7 protein-coding genes are annotated in these 18,352 nt (G+C 56.7%); 6 read left to right on the top strand and 1 reads right to left on the bottom strand.

Annotation, left to right across the window (positions count from 1 at the left end):
* Window positions 1-3 precede the first annotated feature (3 nt).
* Both ACLEJQ_RS10945 and ACLEJQ_RS10940 read left to right on the top strand, forming a co-directional pair.
* On the top strand, window positions 4-2,205 hold the full coding sequence (locus ACLEJQ_RS10945) for an autotransporter outer membrane beta-barrel domain-containing protein (protein WP_440794826.1): 2,202 nt from the start codon (window positions 4-6) through the stop codon (window positions 2,203-2,205).
* Between the two features lie 130 nt (window positions 2,206-2,335).
* On the top strand, window positions 2,336-3,802 hold the full coding sequence (locus tag ACLEJQ_RS10940) for a hypothetical protein (protein WP_440794824.1): 1,467 nt from the start codon (window positions 2,336-2,338) through the stop codon (window positions 3,800-3,802).
* Window positions 3,803-3,876: 74 nt separating this feature from the next.
* Here the strand turns inward: ACLEJQ_RS10940 and ACLEJQ_RS10935 are convergent, their stop codons facing one another.
* On the bottom strand, window positions 3,877-8,844 hold the full coding sequence (locus ACLEJQ_RS10935; RefSeq protein WP_440794822.1) for an RHS repeat domain-containing protein: 4,968 nt from the start codon (window positions 8,842-8,844) through the stop codon (window positions 3,877-3,879).
* Window positions 8,845-9,116: 272 nt separating this feature from the next.
* Here ACLEJQ_RS10935 and ACLEJQ_RS10930 point away from each other — a divergent pair, with 272 nt between their 5' ends.
* Genes ACLEJQ_RS10930 through ACLEJQ_RS10915 form a run of 4 tightly spaced genes read left to right on the top strand, consistent with a single transcriptional unit; the run spans window position 9,117 to window position 18,291 of the window.
* The gene (locus tag ACLEJQ_RS10930; protein ID WP_440794821.1) at window positions 9,117-10,547 is read left to right on the top strand and encodes a hypothetical protein; all 1,431 of its coding nucleotides are present in this window, start codon (window positions 9,117-9,119) and stop codon (window positions 10,545-10,547) included.
* Window positions 10,548-10,585: 38 nt separating this feature from the next.
* The gene (locus ACLEJQ_RS10925) at window positions 10,586-12,991 is read left to right on the top strand and encodes a hypothetical protein (RefSeq protein ID WP_440794819.1); all 2,406 of its coding nucleotides are present in this window, start codon (window positions 10,586-10,588) and stop codon (window positions 12,989-12,991) included.
* Window positions 12,988-15,351 (top strand): hypothetical protein, encoded by a 2,364-nt coding sequence (locus tag ACLEJQ_RS10920; RefSeq protein ID WP_440794817.1) that lies wholly within the window; start codon window positions 12,988-12,990, stop codon window positions 15,349-15,351. Before ACLEJQ_RS10925 ends, ACLEJQ_RS10920 begins: the two co-directional genes overlap by 4 nt.
* A 54-nt stretch (window positions 15,352-15,405) precedes the next feature.
* Window positions 15,406-18,291, top strand: coding sequence for a hypothetical protein (locus ACLEJQ_RS10915; RefSeq protein WP_440794815.1), 2,886 nt, complete (start codon window positions 15,406-15,408; stop codon window positions 18,289-18,291).
* Window positions 18,292-18,352: the final 61 nt, after the last annotated feature.

Here is an 18,352-nt window from a genome sequence, read left to right as displayed (position 1 = left end):
TGTATGTCCACGCCTAAACCTTTCAAGCTGCGTCCGCTGTTCCGAGCCTTGAAGCTGTTGTCCATCCCACCTCTGGTGCTATTCGCAGAGGTAGGGTACGGGCGGGTCCTCATTCCGGGTGAAGTCGTGGATATCGACAGCACCACCCCAACCGATAACTATGTCTTGAATGGCGAGTCGACATTGAACGCCAATGGCGCCCAGACGCGCGATATTACCGTCAACAATTCCACCCTGAACCTCGACGGTACCAGCGTCCAGGCAACGAGCGCCAATGGCGTTCAACTGAACGCCGGTCGTGCAAACATCAGCAGCAGTCAGATCACCAGCGACCGGATCGGTCTGGCGGTCAGTCGTGACTCCGCAGCTACTCAGGGATCCACCGCGACGGTGAGCGACAGCACCATCACCGGCGCAACGACCGGTGTTTCGGTCACCAGCCTGAGTGAGCTGACACTGGTGCGCTCGACCGTTATGGGCACGGGTGCCAATGCGGCCGGCCTGCGGATGTTCGGCGGAACCGCCACGGTCAGCGACAGCACTATCTCGGGTGTAAGGAACGGTATTGAAATCGGTGGTGATGCCAGCGTGAGCGATCCCTCCACGTTGAACCTGGACGGCACTCATGTCGAAGGCCTGAATGGTTCGGCCATCGTCGTCGATACCTTGGGGTTGGGGGCAAGCGCCGCCAATATTTCAGTGGTCAACGGCTCCACGCTGTCGGCCAGCAACGGCATTCTGATGGACGTTCGCCGTGGCGCCGAGGGCAATTTGGGCGTCAGCGGCAGCACGCTGGTGGGCGATATCGTCGCGGACGACAGCAGTACCGCCAATGTGCTTCTGGAAAACGCCGCGACCTTGACCGGGAACCTGCAGAACGTGACGGACCTGGGCATCAACAGCAATGCCCGTTGGGTCATGGTCGGTGACGGCGAGGTCAAGAACCTGGTCATGAATGGCGGCGCCATCCAGTTCGGCAATCCGGGCGAATTCTTCAAGTTGAACGTAGAGACCCTGTCCGGCGATGGCGGCACGTTCTACATGCACACCGATTTCAAGACCGGTCAGGTCGACACCCTGACGGTGGCCGGCAACGCCACCGGCGACCACACCATCGCCATGGACTCCAGCGGTTCCGAACCGGTGGGTGCCGGGGCGATCCCGGTGGTCCATATCGGCGGCGGCGACGCGACCTTCACCTTGGCTGGTGGCGAAGTGGACCTAGGGGCCTATTCATACGACCTGATCCAGCAGGGCAGCAACGACTGGTACCTCAACACCGCCTCGCGCACGATCAGCCCCGGCACCCGTTCGGTCATCGCGCTGTCCAACGCCATGCCGACCGCCTGGTATGGCGAACTCAGCACCTTGCGCAGCCGTATGGGTGAAGTGCGCATGGATCATGGCAAGGCCGGCGGCTGGATTCGTGCCTACGGTAACAAGTTCAATGTCAGTGAAAGTGCCGGCGTCGCCTACAAGCAGGTCCAGCAGGGCTTGTCGTTTGGTGCGGATGCGCCGTTGCCGGTGGGTGACGGACAATGGCTGGTGGGCGTGCTGGGTGGCTACAGCAAATCTGACCTGGACATGAGCCGTGGCACCAGCGCAACGATCGACAGCTACTACCTCGGTGCCTACACCACCTGGCTGGATGAGCAGAGCGGCTACTACTTCGACGGTGTGCTCAAGTTCAACCGGTTCCAGAACGAGTCTGACGTGCAACTGAGCGACGGCAAGAAAACCAAGGGTGACTACGCCAGCAATGCCGTCGGGACCTCCCTGGAGTTCGGTCGTCATATCAAGCTGGCTGACGACTATTTCGTCGAGCCGTTTACCCAATTGTCCGGCGTGATCATCGAGGGCAAGGACTACGAACTGGATAACGGTCTCTCGGCAGAAGGCAGTCGCACGCACTCGCTGATGGCCAAGGCGGGCGCGACCGTCGGGCGCAACTTCATCTGGGATGACAAGACCGTGCAGCCTTACTTGCGCGCCGCGTATGTGCACCAGTTTGCCAACAATAACGACGTGAAGGTCAACGACAACACGTTCAATAACGACCTGTCGGGTTCCCGGGGTGAGCTGGGCGCAGGTGTTGCCATGACACTGACCGACAAGGTCTCGATTCATGCCGATTTCGATTACAGCAACGGCAACAAGATCGAACAACCGTGGGGTGCCAACGTGGGTGTGCGCTATCTCTGGTAGTGCTCGCTGAGCAGGCAAGCATGTCGGACGCCGTTCCTGCATCGCCCCTTCGCGGCATTCGAGTGTTCATCAGGATTTTGCCTCCCGGCCATGTCCGGGGGGCTGATAATCAGCAAAGGAGAACATGAAAATGTCATCGACCAAGTCCGATCTGCTCCCTCCTACCATGACGGCCCCTTGGACACGGCCGATGCCTTTGGCGGATGTTCCCGGTGGCGAGCACAACCTGCTGCATCGTTCAGCCTGGAGCGACCCGGCCAACCCTTTGAGGGTCGAATTCAAACCCTGGTATGACGACCCCCCGCCAGCGGGAACCGAGCGAGTCGATGTTTTTCTGGACGATGATGAAAGCAATATCATAGGGTCCGAGCAGTGGACCTTGCCTATGGATCCGGGCGATTACTTCGTCGAGATCAGTGCCGACAGATTACCTTCCGGCGAGCATACCCTCAGCTTCATCATGACCAACTTCGCTGACGTGTCGGCGCGATCGTTTCCCTTCACCGTGACCGTCGATAAGTCTCCACCAGTGCTGGCTTCTGGCAGCAAATTGGTTTTCCCTCCCGAAGTCCTGCCTCCCAACAAGCTCACCGCCCGCTATCTGGAACAGAACGGCGATGCAGTAACAGCTGCTTTACCCCGATATACCGACCCTCGACCCTGGGATCGAATCACCTGGTTCTGGGGCAACAGCCCGGGCACCCAGGATCAGGGTGGTATCGTCGAACTCACCGACCAGAACTACGCTGATCCCGTAGTGATCACAATTCAGGCGGATCTGATACAGAATCGGGGCGATGGCTGGCGCTACGTGTGGTATCAGGCGCAGGATCGTGCAGGTAACCTGAGCCTGCGTTCCGAGCCGGTTGAGCTCGATGTGGCCGCCACGCCTATCCCGCGCACCTTGCCGCCTTCTTCGGTCAAGCAAGCCCAGGGTGGCGCCTCGAGTGGCGTATTGAGACCGCTCGATGCGGTCAATGGCGTGACGGTCGTCATTCCGCCAGAGGCGGTCATCTACGATGGGGAGGGCGTGTTCGTACAGTGGGCCGAGCCGGGTACGGTCGGCGCATTTCGTACCGACATTCCGGATCCAGCAGGGTCGCGGGACTACAAGATTCCCAAAGACAAGATCGCTCAACACCTGGGCAAGACAATCCCGGTGAACTATGAAGTGTTCGAGCCCGGCATTGCCGAGCCGCACAGGTCGAACACCTACAGTTTGCGCTTCGAGGAGTTGACAGGCTTGCCTACGGTGCAATGCGACAAGGTTTCGGGCGGCAAGTTGAGCCTGGCGAGCATTGCAAATGGAGGGTATGCCAATTTCACCCTTGAACGCTGGAGCTTCATGGCCACCGACCAGTTCCTGACGATCGAGGTCAGGGGGGTGGACAGCAGCAATCAGCTGGTGAGGATTCCGGTGCTGACGGAATTCCCGGTGCCGGAGGTGACCCAGACCCTACCCGCCGGGCGAATCTCGAAGACCGACCTGCAACGTCTGAAGATCGGCAATGCGCTAGACGTGCGGGTGAGTGTGAGTTTCGATGCCAGGCAGACTTGGAAGACTTTTCCGACGTTGACGCCGACGTTGATTGCTTGAGGTTTCGGATCGGAGGATGCCCAAGACTTCGGCGGCAAAACATTGTTTTGTCACCGAAGTCCATAGGATGGGATTTATTGGCGGACAGGTGTCTTAGTCGCCACGCCGTGAAGGAATTTCCACGCTCTGGGCTGTTGAGATATTGGGATATGACGGTTCAATTCCCACGCATTAGCTTTGTTCCTTATTACTTGCACATAGGGCTCCGCATTCACTGTTGCGTATGGGTACCTGTTGCCTGGGGTGGCGCCAGCAGTTCTAGTATTGATAAGTCTAGGTCTAGGAATTTTGAGAGCTGGAGCGTTTGTCGGAACGGCAGCTGGAGCCGCAGATGGAGCCGTTGGCGAACGTGCAGGTGCTGCTTGCGGAGTGGCTCGCGCTACAGGTTTTGCGTTGACCACGTTCGATGATTGGGTAAACCTATTGGGTACTAACCCGCTGACAGGCTTGGTCTTAGCAGCGGCGCCAGTGGCTTTTCCGTATATCGACTTAAGTCCTTTGTAAGCACCTTGGACAATAAAGGGGGCGGATGCAACCAATGCTGCATACCCCAGATATTGTCCCCATTTGCCCGCTTCCTCATTCTGATTGGCGACTGCCACCGCACTGGAGATTGTCGAGCCGGCTGTGAGTGCGGTTGCAGTCAGCGCCAGGACGAACGCAACGGAGGCAGGGCCTGAAGCGCCCAATGTGGCAACAGTCGTAATGGCCCCAACGACAACAAACACGGCTCCGATTGCCACGGAAATCCAGCCTTCCAAGCTGCTACCGCTCGACGGCAGGGGAGTATCCTCGTCCGGCCGTCGCAACCTGCCACCCCAGCCGATCGCCTCGTGCCCGGTGGGGTCACGCAGAGCAATCGGGTTGCCCAGGCAGTAGGTATAAGGATTCACCCCGCCGCTGCCAAACGGGCTGAGGGAGTCCGGACTGTGGAAGCGCATCAGGTTCGGGTTGTAGGCCCTGTAACCCTGGCCGAGCATGTACCACCCATTGGCTTGTTCCCGGATTTCACCGTTGAACGCCAGCAGGCTTCTCAGGGGGTCGTCACTGTGGCGTTCCCCGTACGCGTTGTAGACGGCTGTGCGCAGGTCGCGTTGCCGGCTTTCACCGATGACACTTTGGTTCGGGTCGGTGAGCAGCAGCAAGGTCTGTGAATCGTCTGCGGCCTGTTGCCCCAAGGGGCCGTCGGTGTGATAGAGAAAGTGGGTCTGCTGGCCATCCTGGTCGACACTGCTCAGCTGTTCGTCCTGATAGAAGCGCAAGACTTCACCTTCATTGCCTTGTTTCGACGTGAGCAAATGATCATGACTGTCGTAACGGTACTGGCTCACGACCTGGCCCGCGGAGCTTTCGACACCCACCAGGCGGCTCTGGCTGTCATAGATCAAGCGTTGACCGCGCTCGTCATTGAGTTGGCAACCGTTGGGGTCGTAGCTGAAAGTCGGATTCCCGGTCGCTCTTGCCGGCGTGTACGTGATGCCCTGTAGCTGGCAGGGGTTAGCGTCTGCGTAGGTGAATATTGCCCGTTCGGTTGAAGCATCGGCGAATGTCGTCAGGACGAGCTTGATATTGTCCAAGGCATCGAACGCGAAGACTTGTCTGGTGATCTCCCTCCCTCCGTTGTCCCTGGGTAATGTGGTGCCCTCGCACTCGTGTTTGACCAGTCGCCCTCGGGGGTCATAGCCAAACGTCTCCTTGAGCAGGTTGACCCCTTCCTGCTGCAGGTGCCGACTTTCCAACAAGCCGTCGACCTGCCAGGTTTGCGTCTGAGTGTAGGGTGGCAATTGGTTCAAGGTCAGCGTGCGCAGTACTTCACGACCTTGATCGTCATACTGTAATTGCGTCACCAGCGTGCTGTCCGCTGCCACGTCCGTCGTGGTGGTGCAAAAGAGCTGGCCCAAGCTGTTGTATTCGAACGCGGCGTGGAGTTGGCCCTGGCTGATGTTACTCACTCGCCCGGCTTCGTCGTAGTCATAGACGGTGTCCAGCCCGGCGCTATGCGTTTGTTTCAATTCGGTGCGCTTGAGCGGACGGCCTTGCATGGAACTCGCATGCAGGGTCTCCCAGGCAGTGTTTCGACTGTCGACCCAACGCTCGACGCGCAATTGATTGGCGGTGTTGTATTCGTATTCGCGGCGCCCCTGTTCGTTACGTGCCTGGGTCAGGCGCGAGCTGACCGAGTGGTAAGTGAAGCCCGTGTTTTCATCCGGAGCGCTGCTGCTGATCGGCTGATCGGTGAGGGCCAGGTTGTAGTTGTACTCGATGGTATCGTTAGCTGGCGTGATCCTGGTCTTCACCTGCATCTGGCCAGCGTCATAAGTGTAGCGCTCCGTGCGCGTGCCGATCGTAGTCCGGGTCAGGCGTCCCAAGCCATCGAACGCCTGGGTGCCTACGCTTGTTTCGTCTGCGCCATCACCGCTGACGCGCAGGTCCACCGGCAACTCCAAGGTGCTGTGGGCTGCATAGGTGCGCTTGACGATACTGTCGTCGGGCAGCGTGCTGCTGATCAGGCGCGACCAGGCGTCATAGACGAACTCAGTGGTGTATTTCGCGGCATCCGTGTGTTGGGTGCAGCGGCCCAGGCCGTCATAGAGGTAGGTTTCGGTCGCCATTTCCTCCTCGGCTGCATCCAGGGTCTGGACCTGCGTGGGCTTGCCGAATGGGTTGAGCCAGGTCTCGCTCAGGCCGCTTATCATGGGGGATGGTCCGGGGCTCTGGATCCAGTTGCGCTGGATCGGTCCCTGGGACTCCGGTGTCCCGATCGGGTCCAGGCTTTGATGGACCTCGACTCCGCCGGGACCCACCACGTAGCTTTGCTGTGCCCAGTCGTCATAGTAGAACGTGCTCTTGAGCGCCCGCGATTCTCCGTCCAGCCAGTCATACTCGGTTTCTTCAGCCAACTCTCCCCAGGCGTTATAGATGGCCGCATAGGTTTGGCGGATCCTGCTCGAGTCGGCGCTATCGAGATGATCGCTCTCTTGGAAAATCAAACGGCCCAATCCATCGAGCACGCTGCGTGTCTTGATTCTCCTGGCGTCAATGCTCACATGCTCCGCCTGTTGCCCATGCGTGGAGCTGAGGATGTATTCATAATCGCGGGCGGCCGTGAAGGCAGTGTTCGGGGCGACGACTTCCCTCGTCACTCGATTCAGGATGTCATAGTAATAATGGGTTTCCACGCCGTCTTCGTGAGTCGATAATTCTTGCGAAGTGAGCCGCGAATTTTGTCGGACGATGGTTTTGCTAGCGTCATCGAACATCGTGCTCAGCGTTTCCGTGGTTTGCAGCACGGGTACGCCGAACTGAGGGCTGTCGAATTTACTGTAGTCATAATCGACCCGGGTGGAATAGCCATTCAAGGTCGTCGTCTGATGGCAAACGCGCCCATGCAGGAACGCATCGGTCGGGTCGTTGATATGCTCGAAAAGTGTTTTTTCCAGTTCGGTTTCGGTGGTCCCGAGCTGCACCAGCATCTGGCTTTCGAGCGTGAGCCATCTCTTTAACGGTAGGTCTTGCGACGTGCTGTCGCCTACTTGCGACAACTCTTTATAGCGATAACGAGTACTCAGCGTCGGGGCTTGGCCATTAGGTGACGGAGCGGGGGTAACGGTTTGCTCCTTGAGGTTGCGTACAAAACCCTCGGGGTCGGCTGGACAGCCGTCGTCACCCAAGGCGGAGTACCAGATGTTGGTTTCAATAACGCCGTCGGCTCGGACCTTCACCCGCAGGTTGCCAAACGTGTCATAAGTGCTGCTGACGGTTTCGCTGCGCCGGCGGTTCGGGTTGTTGAGCAGCGACCAGCTGGTTTTCACTGTCTTGGGTAGTTGGCAGTATTTGGGTTGCTGATCGAACTCGGCGTTCGGCGTCAGGTAATACGTGGTTTCGACCGTCTCGACATTATTGTTCTGAGTAGTCGTTTCGCGGGTCAGCAAATGGAACTGGTTGAACTTGCGCTCGATTTTTCGCACCGGACGCGGTTCCGGTTCCGCATCACCCTGGACCCACAGGGTTTCGATGCACACGTATTCGTAGGTGCCAATGTATTTGTAGAGATTGTCCAGGCCGTTATCTTCCCAGGACATGCGTAGGCCGCCGCCCAGGAAGTTCTTCTCGCTTTCCCCGGGGTCTTCACTTTTGTAGGTGTAACGGACATCGACCTGCGGCTGGTCGAAGCCCGGGTCAGTGAGGTGCCGGGTCACCCGGGGCAACGGTGTGCGGCCGCTGTTGTCCGGGAACTGGTGGCCGTCGTCCTGATAAAAGATTTCCTCTCGTCCGCCGGTGGGCGTTTCCACCCAGGTAATGCACAGATGATCGCGGATACGGTTGTAGCCAAAACGCCAGGATGCTTCGTTCTCCGTCGGCAGGCTGATACGGCTGACATATTTATCGGAACCTTCCAAAGTCATGGCAAAGCGCCCCAGCGGGGCGCTATCGGGCCCGGCCGACGGCTGCAGCAATACTTCAATGAACGTGCTCTCACGGTTGACCGTCAGCAGGGTCTGCTCCGTGTCATCCTTGACCCACGCCAGTATCTGGTAAGTGCCGCTAAACGGCGCGTAGCCGAGCGTGACCTTGTGCCCGACGGGTGAGCGAATCTCAACGGGCAAGGCCACCGCGTTCTGTGAGCTGCCCATCACTTCGAGTATCTCGACCAAGCCGGACTTATGCACGACCCGGTAATGGCTGTCGTCCTCTTGGTAGAAATGAAAACTGTCGAGTTTTTTTTCCTTCATCACCAGCTGACCGCTGTCGGTGTCGCTGCCGGTGACCTTGAAGGTCTCCCCCGTGCTCAGGGCCAGGACCTGATTGGCGGGGGTGTATTGCGACAACTGCAGGTTCCAGCCAAAACCGTAGCCACTGTCTTCGGTATTCAGCGAGCTGTACGCCAGCGCCAAGGCAAAACCAGGGCCACGTAAATCATTGGTTTGGACTTCGGGGAAGTTAATCGCTATCGAGTAGAGACCGGTGCGAGGATCCACACCATTCTTTACAGAGCTCATGAAGTTAAGCGCATTGGAATGCAGCGAGCTGGCGACGGACATTGATATGCACCTCATCGAGGATAAAAAAAAACGCCGGTCACAATGCAGTCGGACATAAACAATGCCAGCGCCGACTACCGCTGACAGCGGACTCCAGGAAATAAATACCGACTTTAGGCAAGACAGTAACAGCTCGAATAACGCCCGGTAACCTAACAGTTCTGATAGTAGGCAGATCGATGGGCCAGGCGTAAAACGAAGCAAACACGATTGATGCGACAGCGAAGTACCTGGCCATCATCAATACAGACTTGTCGCTCGTCGGAGTTCAAATGGTGGGTAAACAATCCGGGGTGTTGCTGCCTGTTGCGCAATTCAAGGAATCCCATGATTGCGATGTGGACCTGTCGTTGATAGTGGGTACTGGTGCGACCGTGGTAGCGCCGCCTTACCAGGCGATGTCGGTGGGCGACAAGGTGAAGCTCAGACTGAAAAGATTTTTTGATGACGGTTTTCCATGGGAGGACTATACCGGCGAAAAAGTCCTGGCCCGACCCGACATCGGGCGACCCGTGCAATGGACAGTGCCCCTCAGCGAGCTGCAAATCATTGAAGATGGCTCCGCGCTGATGAGCTACAGCATCGTCTACGCTACCCCGACAGTGCCCACCGAGTCGCGGGAACAGGCGCTGCGTATCGTTACGCCACAGGCCCCGTTTTTGCCGGCTCCGCGAATCAAGGATTTTACCGGCGACATGCTGGACCCTGAGGCGTACCCCGATGGCCTGGTGTTGGTCATCGAGGTTTACCCCGACATCCAGGTGGGTGACGACGTGGTGTTGTACGCCTGGGGTGATCCACGGGCTGTGAAGACGGTGCGCGTCGATCAGTCAACGATCGATAGCCAGTTACTCGAACCCAGCGTTGACTATGACTGGCTGACGGCCAACAACGGCAAAACGGTGGAACTGATCTATCAGTATGCCCGGGAGGGAAATGCCGGCACATCCATGCCGTTGTCACTGATGTTACGCAGGCCCCTGCACCTGCCACACCCCATTATCGATAATGTGGTATGGGACGGTGAGGACGACGAATATCGAGGTTATCTCCTGGCCGCATCCCTCACGGGCGGAGTTGATATCGACGTCCCGGAAGAAGCGGTGATCGGTAACGACGATCAGGTTCAAATGCACTGGGAAGGCTATGGCAATACCGGCAGTCATATCGCTGATCCTACGGCTGGTAACCCGAGGCGTTTCAAAATCCCCCCGCGCGCTGTGCCGGCAAACATGGGCAAGCGTCTGGACGTTTTTTATAAAGTCACACCACCGGGAGAGCAGCCGTATACGTCCGGGGTTTTCGACCTGGAAATCAAGGACATCGAGAGAGGATGGCCGGTTCTGCAGATCAGCGCCCCTCCTTCTTCGGGAAATAGAATTTCCTTGGCTACAGTAACGGAGAATGGCGTGACCTTTCGCTTAGGGTCATGGATGTTCATGGCAGCGGGCCAACGGGTGAAGATACATGCCAATGGGGTTTTGCCTGGAGGTGGAGAAGAAGCGATAGATCTTCGCGCAGGCAATGAGGAAGTCGTCACCCAGGACGAATATAACGCAGGCGAGCTATTCGCGACGCTGCCGCGTTCCTTTCTTGAAAGATTACAACTTGGTAACCAGTTCGATGTGTTCGTCATGACCAGCTTTGACGAGGGTTTTACCTATAAAAGCTTTCCCTTGATATCCCCGCAGCTGATCGAATAGCGCGGCGGGTTGTTACTCAATTGAATGAGGACGGAATTATGTCAGGTAATTCGCTCGATTCATTGCTCGCCTGGATGAAAGAGACTTCGCGGTTGCTCGACTGGGGAATGATTGTTGCCCTGGAACGGAACAAGGCGAATTTATTGATGCGCCAGGAATATATACGTCGCTTTGACAGTGGAAGCTATTTGCCTCCGATCAGGGGCGAAGTGCCGATGGTCGAAAATCAATGGCTGGAGCTTATCAACGATTTTGTAATGGATGTTCCGTTGTTGTCATTCGAAAATGCCGATCTGAATGATTCCAAAGCCATGTTGTCCATGGCCGTCGTAGGCGGGAGCCAATTGACGTTAAAACGGGAGAGCGTCGGTTGGAAGGCGCAAAAAGTAGATGAGATCGATCCGCTGCAAGGGCCGAAGTTGTTTTTGGATTTACTGCTTAATCAGGTGCCGGGCGATGTGGAAGACGACGGGCGCATCATACTTGATTTAAGCAAGAGCGATCAGTTCAGATTGACCTTTGGCCAAACGGCAGAAGAACAGCGATTGGGCGGAAATTTTTTCCGGGACTTATTCAACGAACTGCCCGCGGAACAACGTATTTGGCCGTTGGGCCGGATCGAACGTGGAACCAGCGAACTGATGCGGCCGCAGTCATTTGCTCTGCGTACCCAAGCGAGCGGAGTGGCGGCCCGGGATCCGCGCTCATCCGAGCACGGCAACGGCGCTATTCTGGCTCTTGTGCGTATGGAGGGTAGTGAGGAAGGTGACTACCCCGGAACGAATTTCAAGTATTTGATTCCAGATGATGCTGGTAAGGACTACTCGGCCACAGTGTTATTTGACTGGAAACGTTTATCGCCCATTCTGGGGTGGCAGCAAAAGCTGATTGATGCAGTGAAGCAATTATTTGGCACTGATGACCTGGAATACGTCTATAACGATAATCGGCTTGAATCAGTGACCTTAAAAAGTGGGAAGATCAGTGTGGGTGCAGATGCCGAGTATGTGTATAACCTGGTGGCCATGGACAGGCCGGTTGTTGTGATTGTGAAGCGAAAAGTCTCCTCCGTTTATGCAAATGGCACTCAGCCCTTTACATTGACTTTTGATCTGCGTGGGGCTTCCATGCGTTGGGAGTCGGAGTGTGTCGAAGATCTAAAGATGTACTACGAGGAGGCTGGGCCTTTTGATATTGGGATGTCTGTACTCTACAAATTGGAGGCTGCATTTGAGTTGGTGGATGTCACCGACAGCAATGGCGCTATGGAGCCAGTCCTGAAACCTGTCGTTTTCGATCTATCCGTAGAGCCATTACCTAAAGAACCAACTGGGCAGGGAAATGGTGCTCCTGGAGCGGGCAAAGATATTGCAGATCTACTGATAGCGCTGGTAGTCGTTATCTTGGTAAAAGCACTTGAAACGCTGCACACTAGCGCAGGTATAGCCTTAGTCCGGGCTGCACTATACCTCCAGTTTCGTTTACAGATCTCGGTCAAACCTCTTATCGAATCCATTATCAAAATGAATTTCGGGCGGGCAATAGAACCCATCCATATCCGCTCGCCTAACGATATCGGTTACTTCGGTCGCGTTGACCCAACCCAGACTTCCTTCGTGATCAGCCCGATCCAGCCGCTGATGTCGCAGGATGATACCCAGCAATTCGTCACCACCCCTGTCATCAGCAGGGTGCGGTGGAACGTGGAAAATTTGGCTGAAGACGCCAGCGATCCGGGATCCATCAGTACCGATGGCTTATATCGTTCGCCACCGGCCTCCTCAATCGAGGGGCGTTTCAAACGGGTGCGGATCACGGCGACCGACCCTGTTTCGGGCTACTACAGTTCAGCCCTGGTGACCGTATTGGTCAACGAACTGTCTGTTCATCCTTTAATCCAGATCTGTGACCTTGGCACCAGTGTGGAATTGGCGGCAGGCGTACTAGGGGAGGATGAACTGGTCTGGTCGATCAAGAACCCTGTCACCAACGAAAGTGGCGAGGTGCTGCCCAGCGATAAACCCGAGGGTGATCATACCTACCATCATGGCCCGGTTGTCCCCGATAGAACCTATGTCATCGATGAGATAGCCGTCAAAAACACCCGGACCAACCAGACCCGATCCGTTCACGTCCTGGCGCTGCAGGGCACACCCGGCGCAACGGTCAGGATTGTCAGCACAGACCTCGCCCTGGGGTGGGTCAAACTGGAGGCCATCGTGAATAACAAGCCCAAGGAGCAGGCTGTGTGGGAGCTTCCCTTGGGTGGCCCGGGTTCCATCGATTCAACGGGGTTGTACCAGGCCGACCCCGCGGCCACTGAACGATTCGTACTGATTTTCACTGTGGTCGATGATCCGGATTGGGGCAAATTCGAAGGCCACCTGATCTTGCCACTGCCTCTGGTTGAGCTACCCCAGTTGCTTCAGGTGCCGAGCCCATGAACGTCGGTCATCAAGCAGCCGTCCCGATCCCCGTTATTCGCCCACATCTCTCTGGAGGCAATGTCATGGCCGGTAATTCGCTGGAAAGTCTGTTGGCGTGGATGAACGGCAGTTCCCAAATGCGAGGGTGGGACCTGATCGTTGCCCTGGAGGGCCGTGAACTCAACGTTGGATTACAGCAGGATTACATCACTCGGTTAAGTCAGGACATGGACCTGGGCGCTATCACCGGCTCCATGGAGATCCCCGAGACCAACATTACTCATTACCTCACCGGTTTCAGATTGGCCGCGCCGGTGCAGTCCTTTGAACGCGCCAGTTTCCAGCACCCCAAGACATCCTTGAGCCTGGCGGTGGTGGAGGGGACCCATATGATGGTGGAGACGGTCCAGGGCCGGAAGAAAATCACCAGCGTCTCCGCCTTCGATCCTGTGAATGGCTCACAGTTGGCGCTGGACTTGGCATTGCGCGCAGATGCCCACGGCGTGAGGTGGGACCTGGCGGACAGCGAGGAGGTCTTGCTCAAATCGTTCAATACCCCGACGGAACAGCGTGAAGCCGGGCAGCTTTTCAAGGACTGGTTTCAGGGATTGGAGGTAGACCGGCGGGTCTATGCCCTGGCCACCTTTCCCGAAGAGGGAAATCCGTTCATGTTCGCCAGTAGCGTCGATGTGCGGACCCAGGTTCGCGATGAACAGGCGTTGACTCCCGGAACCGAGGACGGCGCGGTATTGCTGTTCGGGCGCATGGCCGATGGTCGCGCGGGAAGCTTCCCTGGCGATGACTCCGGCTTCAAGTACCTGATCCCCGACGATGATGCCCAGCAATTCTATTCGGCCACGGCGTTGTTTTCCTTGCCGTTGATTCATCGCGCTGCGTACGGTCATGCACTCGTACAGTTACTCGAGGATGCTGATTTCCAGCGCTCCGAGGACCAGGACGGCGGGTTGGCCAGGATGGTGGCCCGGCGCGGTGCCCTGCAGGTGGGAGCAGGGACTTACAACACCCTTGATTACGAGTTCGAATCCGAGCCTTTCACCCTTTCGGCGGCAGACGGGGCATTGCCATTGACCGTCGAGTTTGGCCAGGACGAGGTGGTTCAGCGCTGGCAGGGCGAGTTCTCACTGGCTTTCAGATACCGTCCTTCAGGCGGCACGGCCTGGCGTACGCAGACGGCAACCTTCACCATCAACCTGCACCATGAGTTCCGGTTGTCGGCGGATGAGTCCGGCGCATCGGCCATGGAAGGTCAGTTGTTCGTGCCGTACACCGATACGCAAGAGGTGAGTCACGTCTCCGGACTTCCTGGGTCGATCGAGCCCGGGGAACTGGAGCAGATCAAGGACTTCGTCGCCAATACGGTGAAGAGGGCAATTCTTGAGCGGTTCTCTACCACCCTGACGACGACTTCGTCGCAAACTTTCCTGACCGGCATGGAGTTGATAGGCCGCAGCGTCGCGCAACCGACCCATGTCGCCTTGCCTTTCGATTTGGCAATGTTCGGCCGGATCAATGCCGCCGGCTCGTCGTTCTCCATCGTCGAGCAGCAACCCAGGGTCGCCGCCGGCAGGCCTTTTCAATTGAGCACGACGCCTGAACATGCCGGCCTGCGCTGGTCGGTGGAGAATTTTTCCGGAAGCGTCAGCGATCCTGGTGAAATCGACGCCCAGACAGGCCTTTACCAAGCGCCACCCGCCCACGCGATCGCCAGCACCTATAACCGGGTACTGATCGTGGCCTTGGATCCACTCACCAGTGAGCGAAGCATGACGGTGCTGACGGTCCTGGCGAACCCGATTACCGTCAACCCGCAAATTCAGATGTGTTATCACGGCCAGCGGGTCGAGTTGTCGGCCGGTCACCTGGAAGGGGGCGTGCTTGAGTGGGACATCAAGAATCCCGTCGAGGGTGAAAGCGGTACCGTGGTCGTCAGCGACAAGCCTGGTGGTGATCACGCGTATATCGCTGGCCCACAGGTGTCCACGAAAGCCTATGTGCTTGATGAAATCGAGGTAAGCCAGGGTACACAAAGCCAGTCTACCTACGTTCTGGTTCTTCAGTCTGAGCCCGGAGCCATCGTACAGCTGGTAGACAATCCGGACTTGCCGGGCGGGCAGGTTCAATTGCAGGTTCTTGTCAACAATCAACGCCGGGATGGCGAGTGGTCGCTCCCGCTCGGTGGGCCGGGTTCGATCGATGCGTCGACGGGTCTGTACAGCGACAGCCCTGGAGCTAAAGAGCGATTCGTTTTGATTGCTGTCTCGGTGGACGGCGGTGACTTCGGTATTTTCGAAGGCCATATCATCCTGCCGCTGCCCCTTTCCGATTACCCGACCGTGCTACAGGCGCTGAGTCAATAGCGAACGGCCATAGTTTTATTGCTTTGCTTCTTAAGTGAGTCAGAGGGCAATATCATGTCTGTCAATTCGTTGGAAAGTCTGCTTAGGCGTATGCAGCAGGGTTCGGTAACCCAAGGCTGGGGCGCTGTCTCAATATTCAGCCGGGAACGCTTGAATCGTTTGTTGGAACAGCAATATATCGAACGTTTCAATGGGCTCGGCTTCCTCCCGCCTTTTGGCGGAAAAGTTTTTCTGGATGAACTTCAAAGCCGTTATGTCGAGTTGGAGAGTATTACGCTGGGCCAGCCGCGGTTGTCGTTCAACACCGCGTCACTGACCAATTCCACAGCGGTCGTGACGATGAATATTTTAAGCGGTCGCTATACCGCTTCTCGTCAAGCTGCTGGTGCGTCGAAGACGCTGTCGTCGATATTCAATATCACGGAAGCACAGGGTTACACGCTCGAAATGGATATTGACTTGTCCATGGTCGTTGGTGAAATCGACAAGCAAGGCAAGGTGAAATTGAACTTGTCTGAAGGGGTAAATTTTCGCTGTAATCTCAGTGAGGATGAGTCAACGAATACATACCTATCGGGTTTCTTCAAACAAAGTTTCGAGGAGTTGCCAGCGCATCGAAGTGTCTTTCAGTTAGGGATGCTTGAACTTAAAGGCTACAGTTATTTGACCCCGACATCCTTTCGCATTCTTACCCAGGCGGCTCCGGGCGCGAAGATCCGGGGAGCGTTGAACTTCGGTGAGGGCGGGGTGGTGATTTTCATTCGGCTGCGGGGCGATACGGCCGACGGCAACTTTCCTCCGACGGGCGACTTTCCCTATCTGCTTCCCGATGATCAGGAGCCCGATGGCAGTGATCGCTATACCGCTGCGCTGGTTCTTTCCCAAGCGATGATTCCGCACATCGAAGACAACCAGCTGGACGTGCTCAATAACCTGCTGTTTCCTGGGGACAATATTTTCGTAGAGCGCGAGCGACATGTGCCGGCCGACCTGGCGGTGTTCGGCAACATCGCTGCCAAACGCACCCGCATTAGCTTGGAACCTGCTTTCCAGACCATCCAGGCCGGAGGCAGCCAGCGCTTCCGGTTGCTGGACTGGAACGGGAGCGAGATTCAGGCCAAGAAGTGGGAAGCGGTCAGTCTGCAGAGCCATCGCGCTGCAGGGCATGGCTCAATCGCGGCCGGGCTTTATACCGCAGCCTCCAGAAGCGTTATCGGACATGATTCCCTGCATGTGGTCGTCACCGCCGAGTATCTCGCTGGGGGCGTTACCTATACCGCATCGGCCTTGCTTCTGGTGGTGTATGACAGCGTGACGGTGGCGCCGCGAAGCGCGGTTTATCCGGTCAGGACGCAATCGCAACCCATTGTGCTGAAAGCCTCTACGGCGGACGCCACGAGCGTGACATGGGTTCCGCTGTCCCCTGAATACGGGACGCTCAGCCAGCAAGGCAACCAGGCAACGTTCACACCGGATGCCCGATCCAGAACCAAAGGCCTGGCTGTTCAACAGATTGAGGTGACAGGTCCGGAGGCACGGCGCGTATCCCTGGTGCTGGTGAATGCACAGCAACAACTGCGGATCGATCCTGCTTATGTCCCGGCGGTACGAAAATCCGTAGAGATACAACTCAGGGATGACGCTACGCTGCTGCCCGGTCTCCCCCGGCGTTGGAAAGTCATCAGTGGCGCCGGCGCCGTCAGTGCCACGGGACGTTTCACCGCATTGGCGCAGGGCCTGGCGTCCAGCAGCGTCGTACAATGCGAAATAGTCAGCAATGGCGTGGTTTTGTCCAGTGGTTACAGCGTCGTTGAGCTTTCTGAACTTGAGCCCGAGCCCAGCTGGAAATCGCTTTCACAATTTACCGTGAAAGTGGCTGGCGGGCTCGAAGGGGGGCGATTGGGTTCGTTGTATGCCAATGGCTACCAGCAGCTCGCGGCCCAGATAGTGATCGAGACCGCCCCCGTCGATCAGGTCGAGTACCCGTTGAGCGTCACCGAGAAGGCCAGCCTGAGGTTGGTGGATGACGACACGAAGGATGAAATAGAACCTGTTGAAGAGCCGCTCGAAGGTATTCCGGCATGGGATGGTGAGACATGGCGCAGTCGCTTGTATCAAAATCGTTTTGAACTGGCCTCACCCAGAGCTGCTGCGCCAGACAGCTCGCGCGGTAGCGTCAGCAATCAGGATATCTATCTCCACACCCGAGCAAGCGCCAATTCGGTAAGGAAGTTTCATGCGACATTCCAGGCGGACAGCGACCAGAAATGGTGGAAGTCGACCGATTTCACCGATAACAACAAAACAATCGAAGTTACCGCCCTGGGCATCCCGTCGTTCGTGCCGGATGACTACGATTTCGCCAGGGCCAGGGTTGATGGTGGGTCCCATGCCCCGGGGGAGCCGGAAGAGGATGATTTTGACTTTCATTTGCGTACTGTCGATTACTGGACGTTACGATATAAGGGCGCGCTTGGAGCGATCCCGGGGACTGCGTTTGAAACGCTGGAGTTTGTTTCCGTCGACGGAAGCGATATTTATCTGGCTCCCCAGACCTCGACCATTCGTTGGGAAAGCGAGCAACTGGCTGAGACAATGTTCAGTTGGACGGGCTATATATTCAAGGATCCGTTAAAAGATGAAAGCATTGAAAAGGTTAAATTTGACAGTGTCTTAAAGGATGTTGTAAAGAACGAAAGTCTTGATGTTGGCGTTAATCAGACCAAGTTTGAGCAAGGCACATTGGTCATTACATTGCATCGCTCTGATCGCATCCCGTATATCCCCAGGGGAAATATGTCACGTGACAAACTGTCTCGTGACCTGGCGGTGCTATTGATAGACCGGCGAGGCAATCCACACTGGCGACGAATTGCCTTCCTCCCGCCAAGCATCGTGGGGGATCGCAACTATTTGGAAAACTCGTTGTTCACTCCTTAAGCTATTGCGGACAGATAATAAATGTTTACGCCCGGTTGAAAACACCGGCATATCCAGACTT

This window comes from Pseudomonas sp. SMV71 (genome assembly GCF_052042015.1).
Lineage (GTDB): Bacteria > Pseudomonadota > Gammaproteobacteria > Pseudomonadales > Pseudomonadaceae > Aquipseudomonas.
Note: the sequence above shows the minus strand (reverse complement) of the source record. Positions and strands in the feature narration are given on the sequence as shown.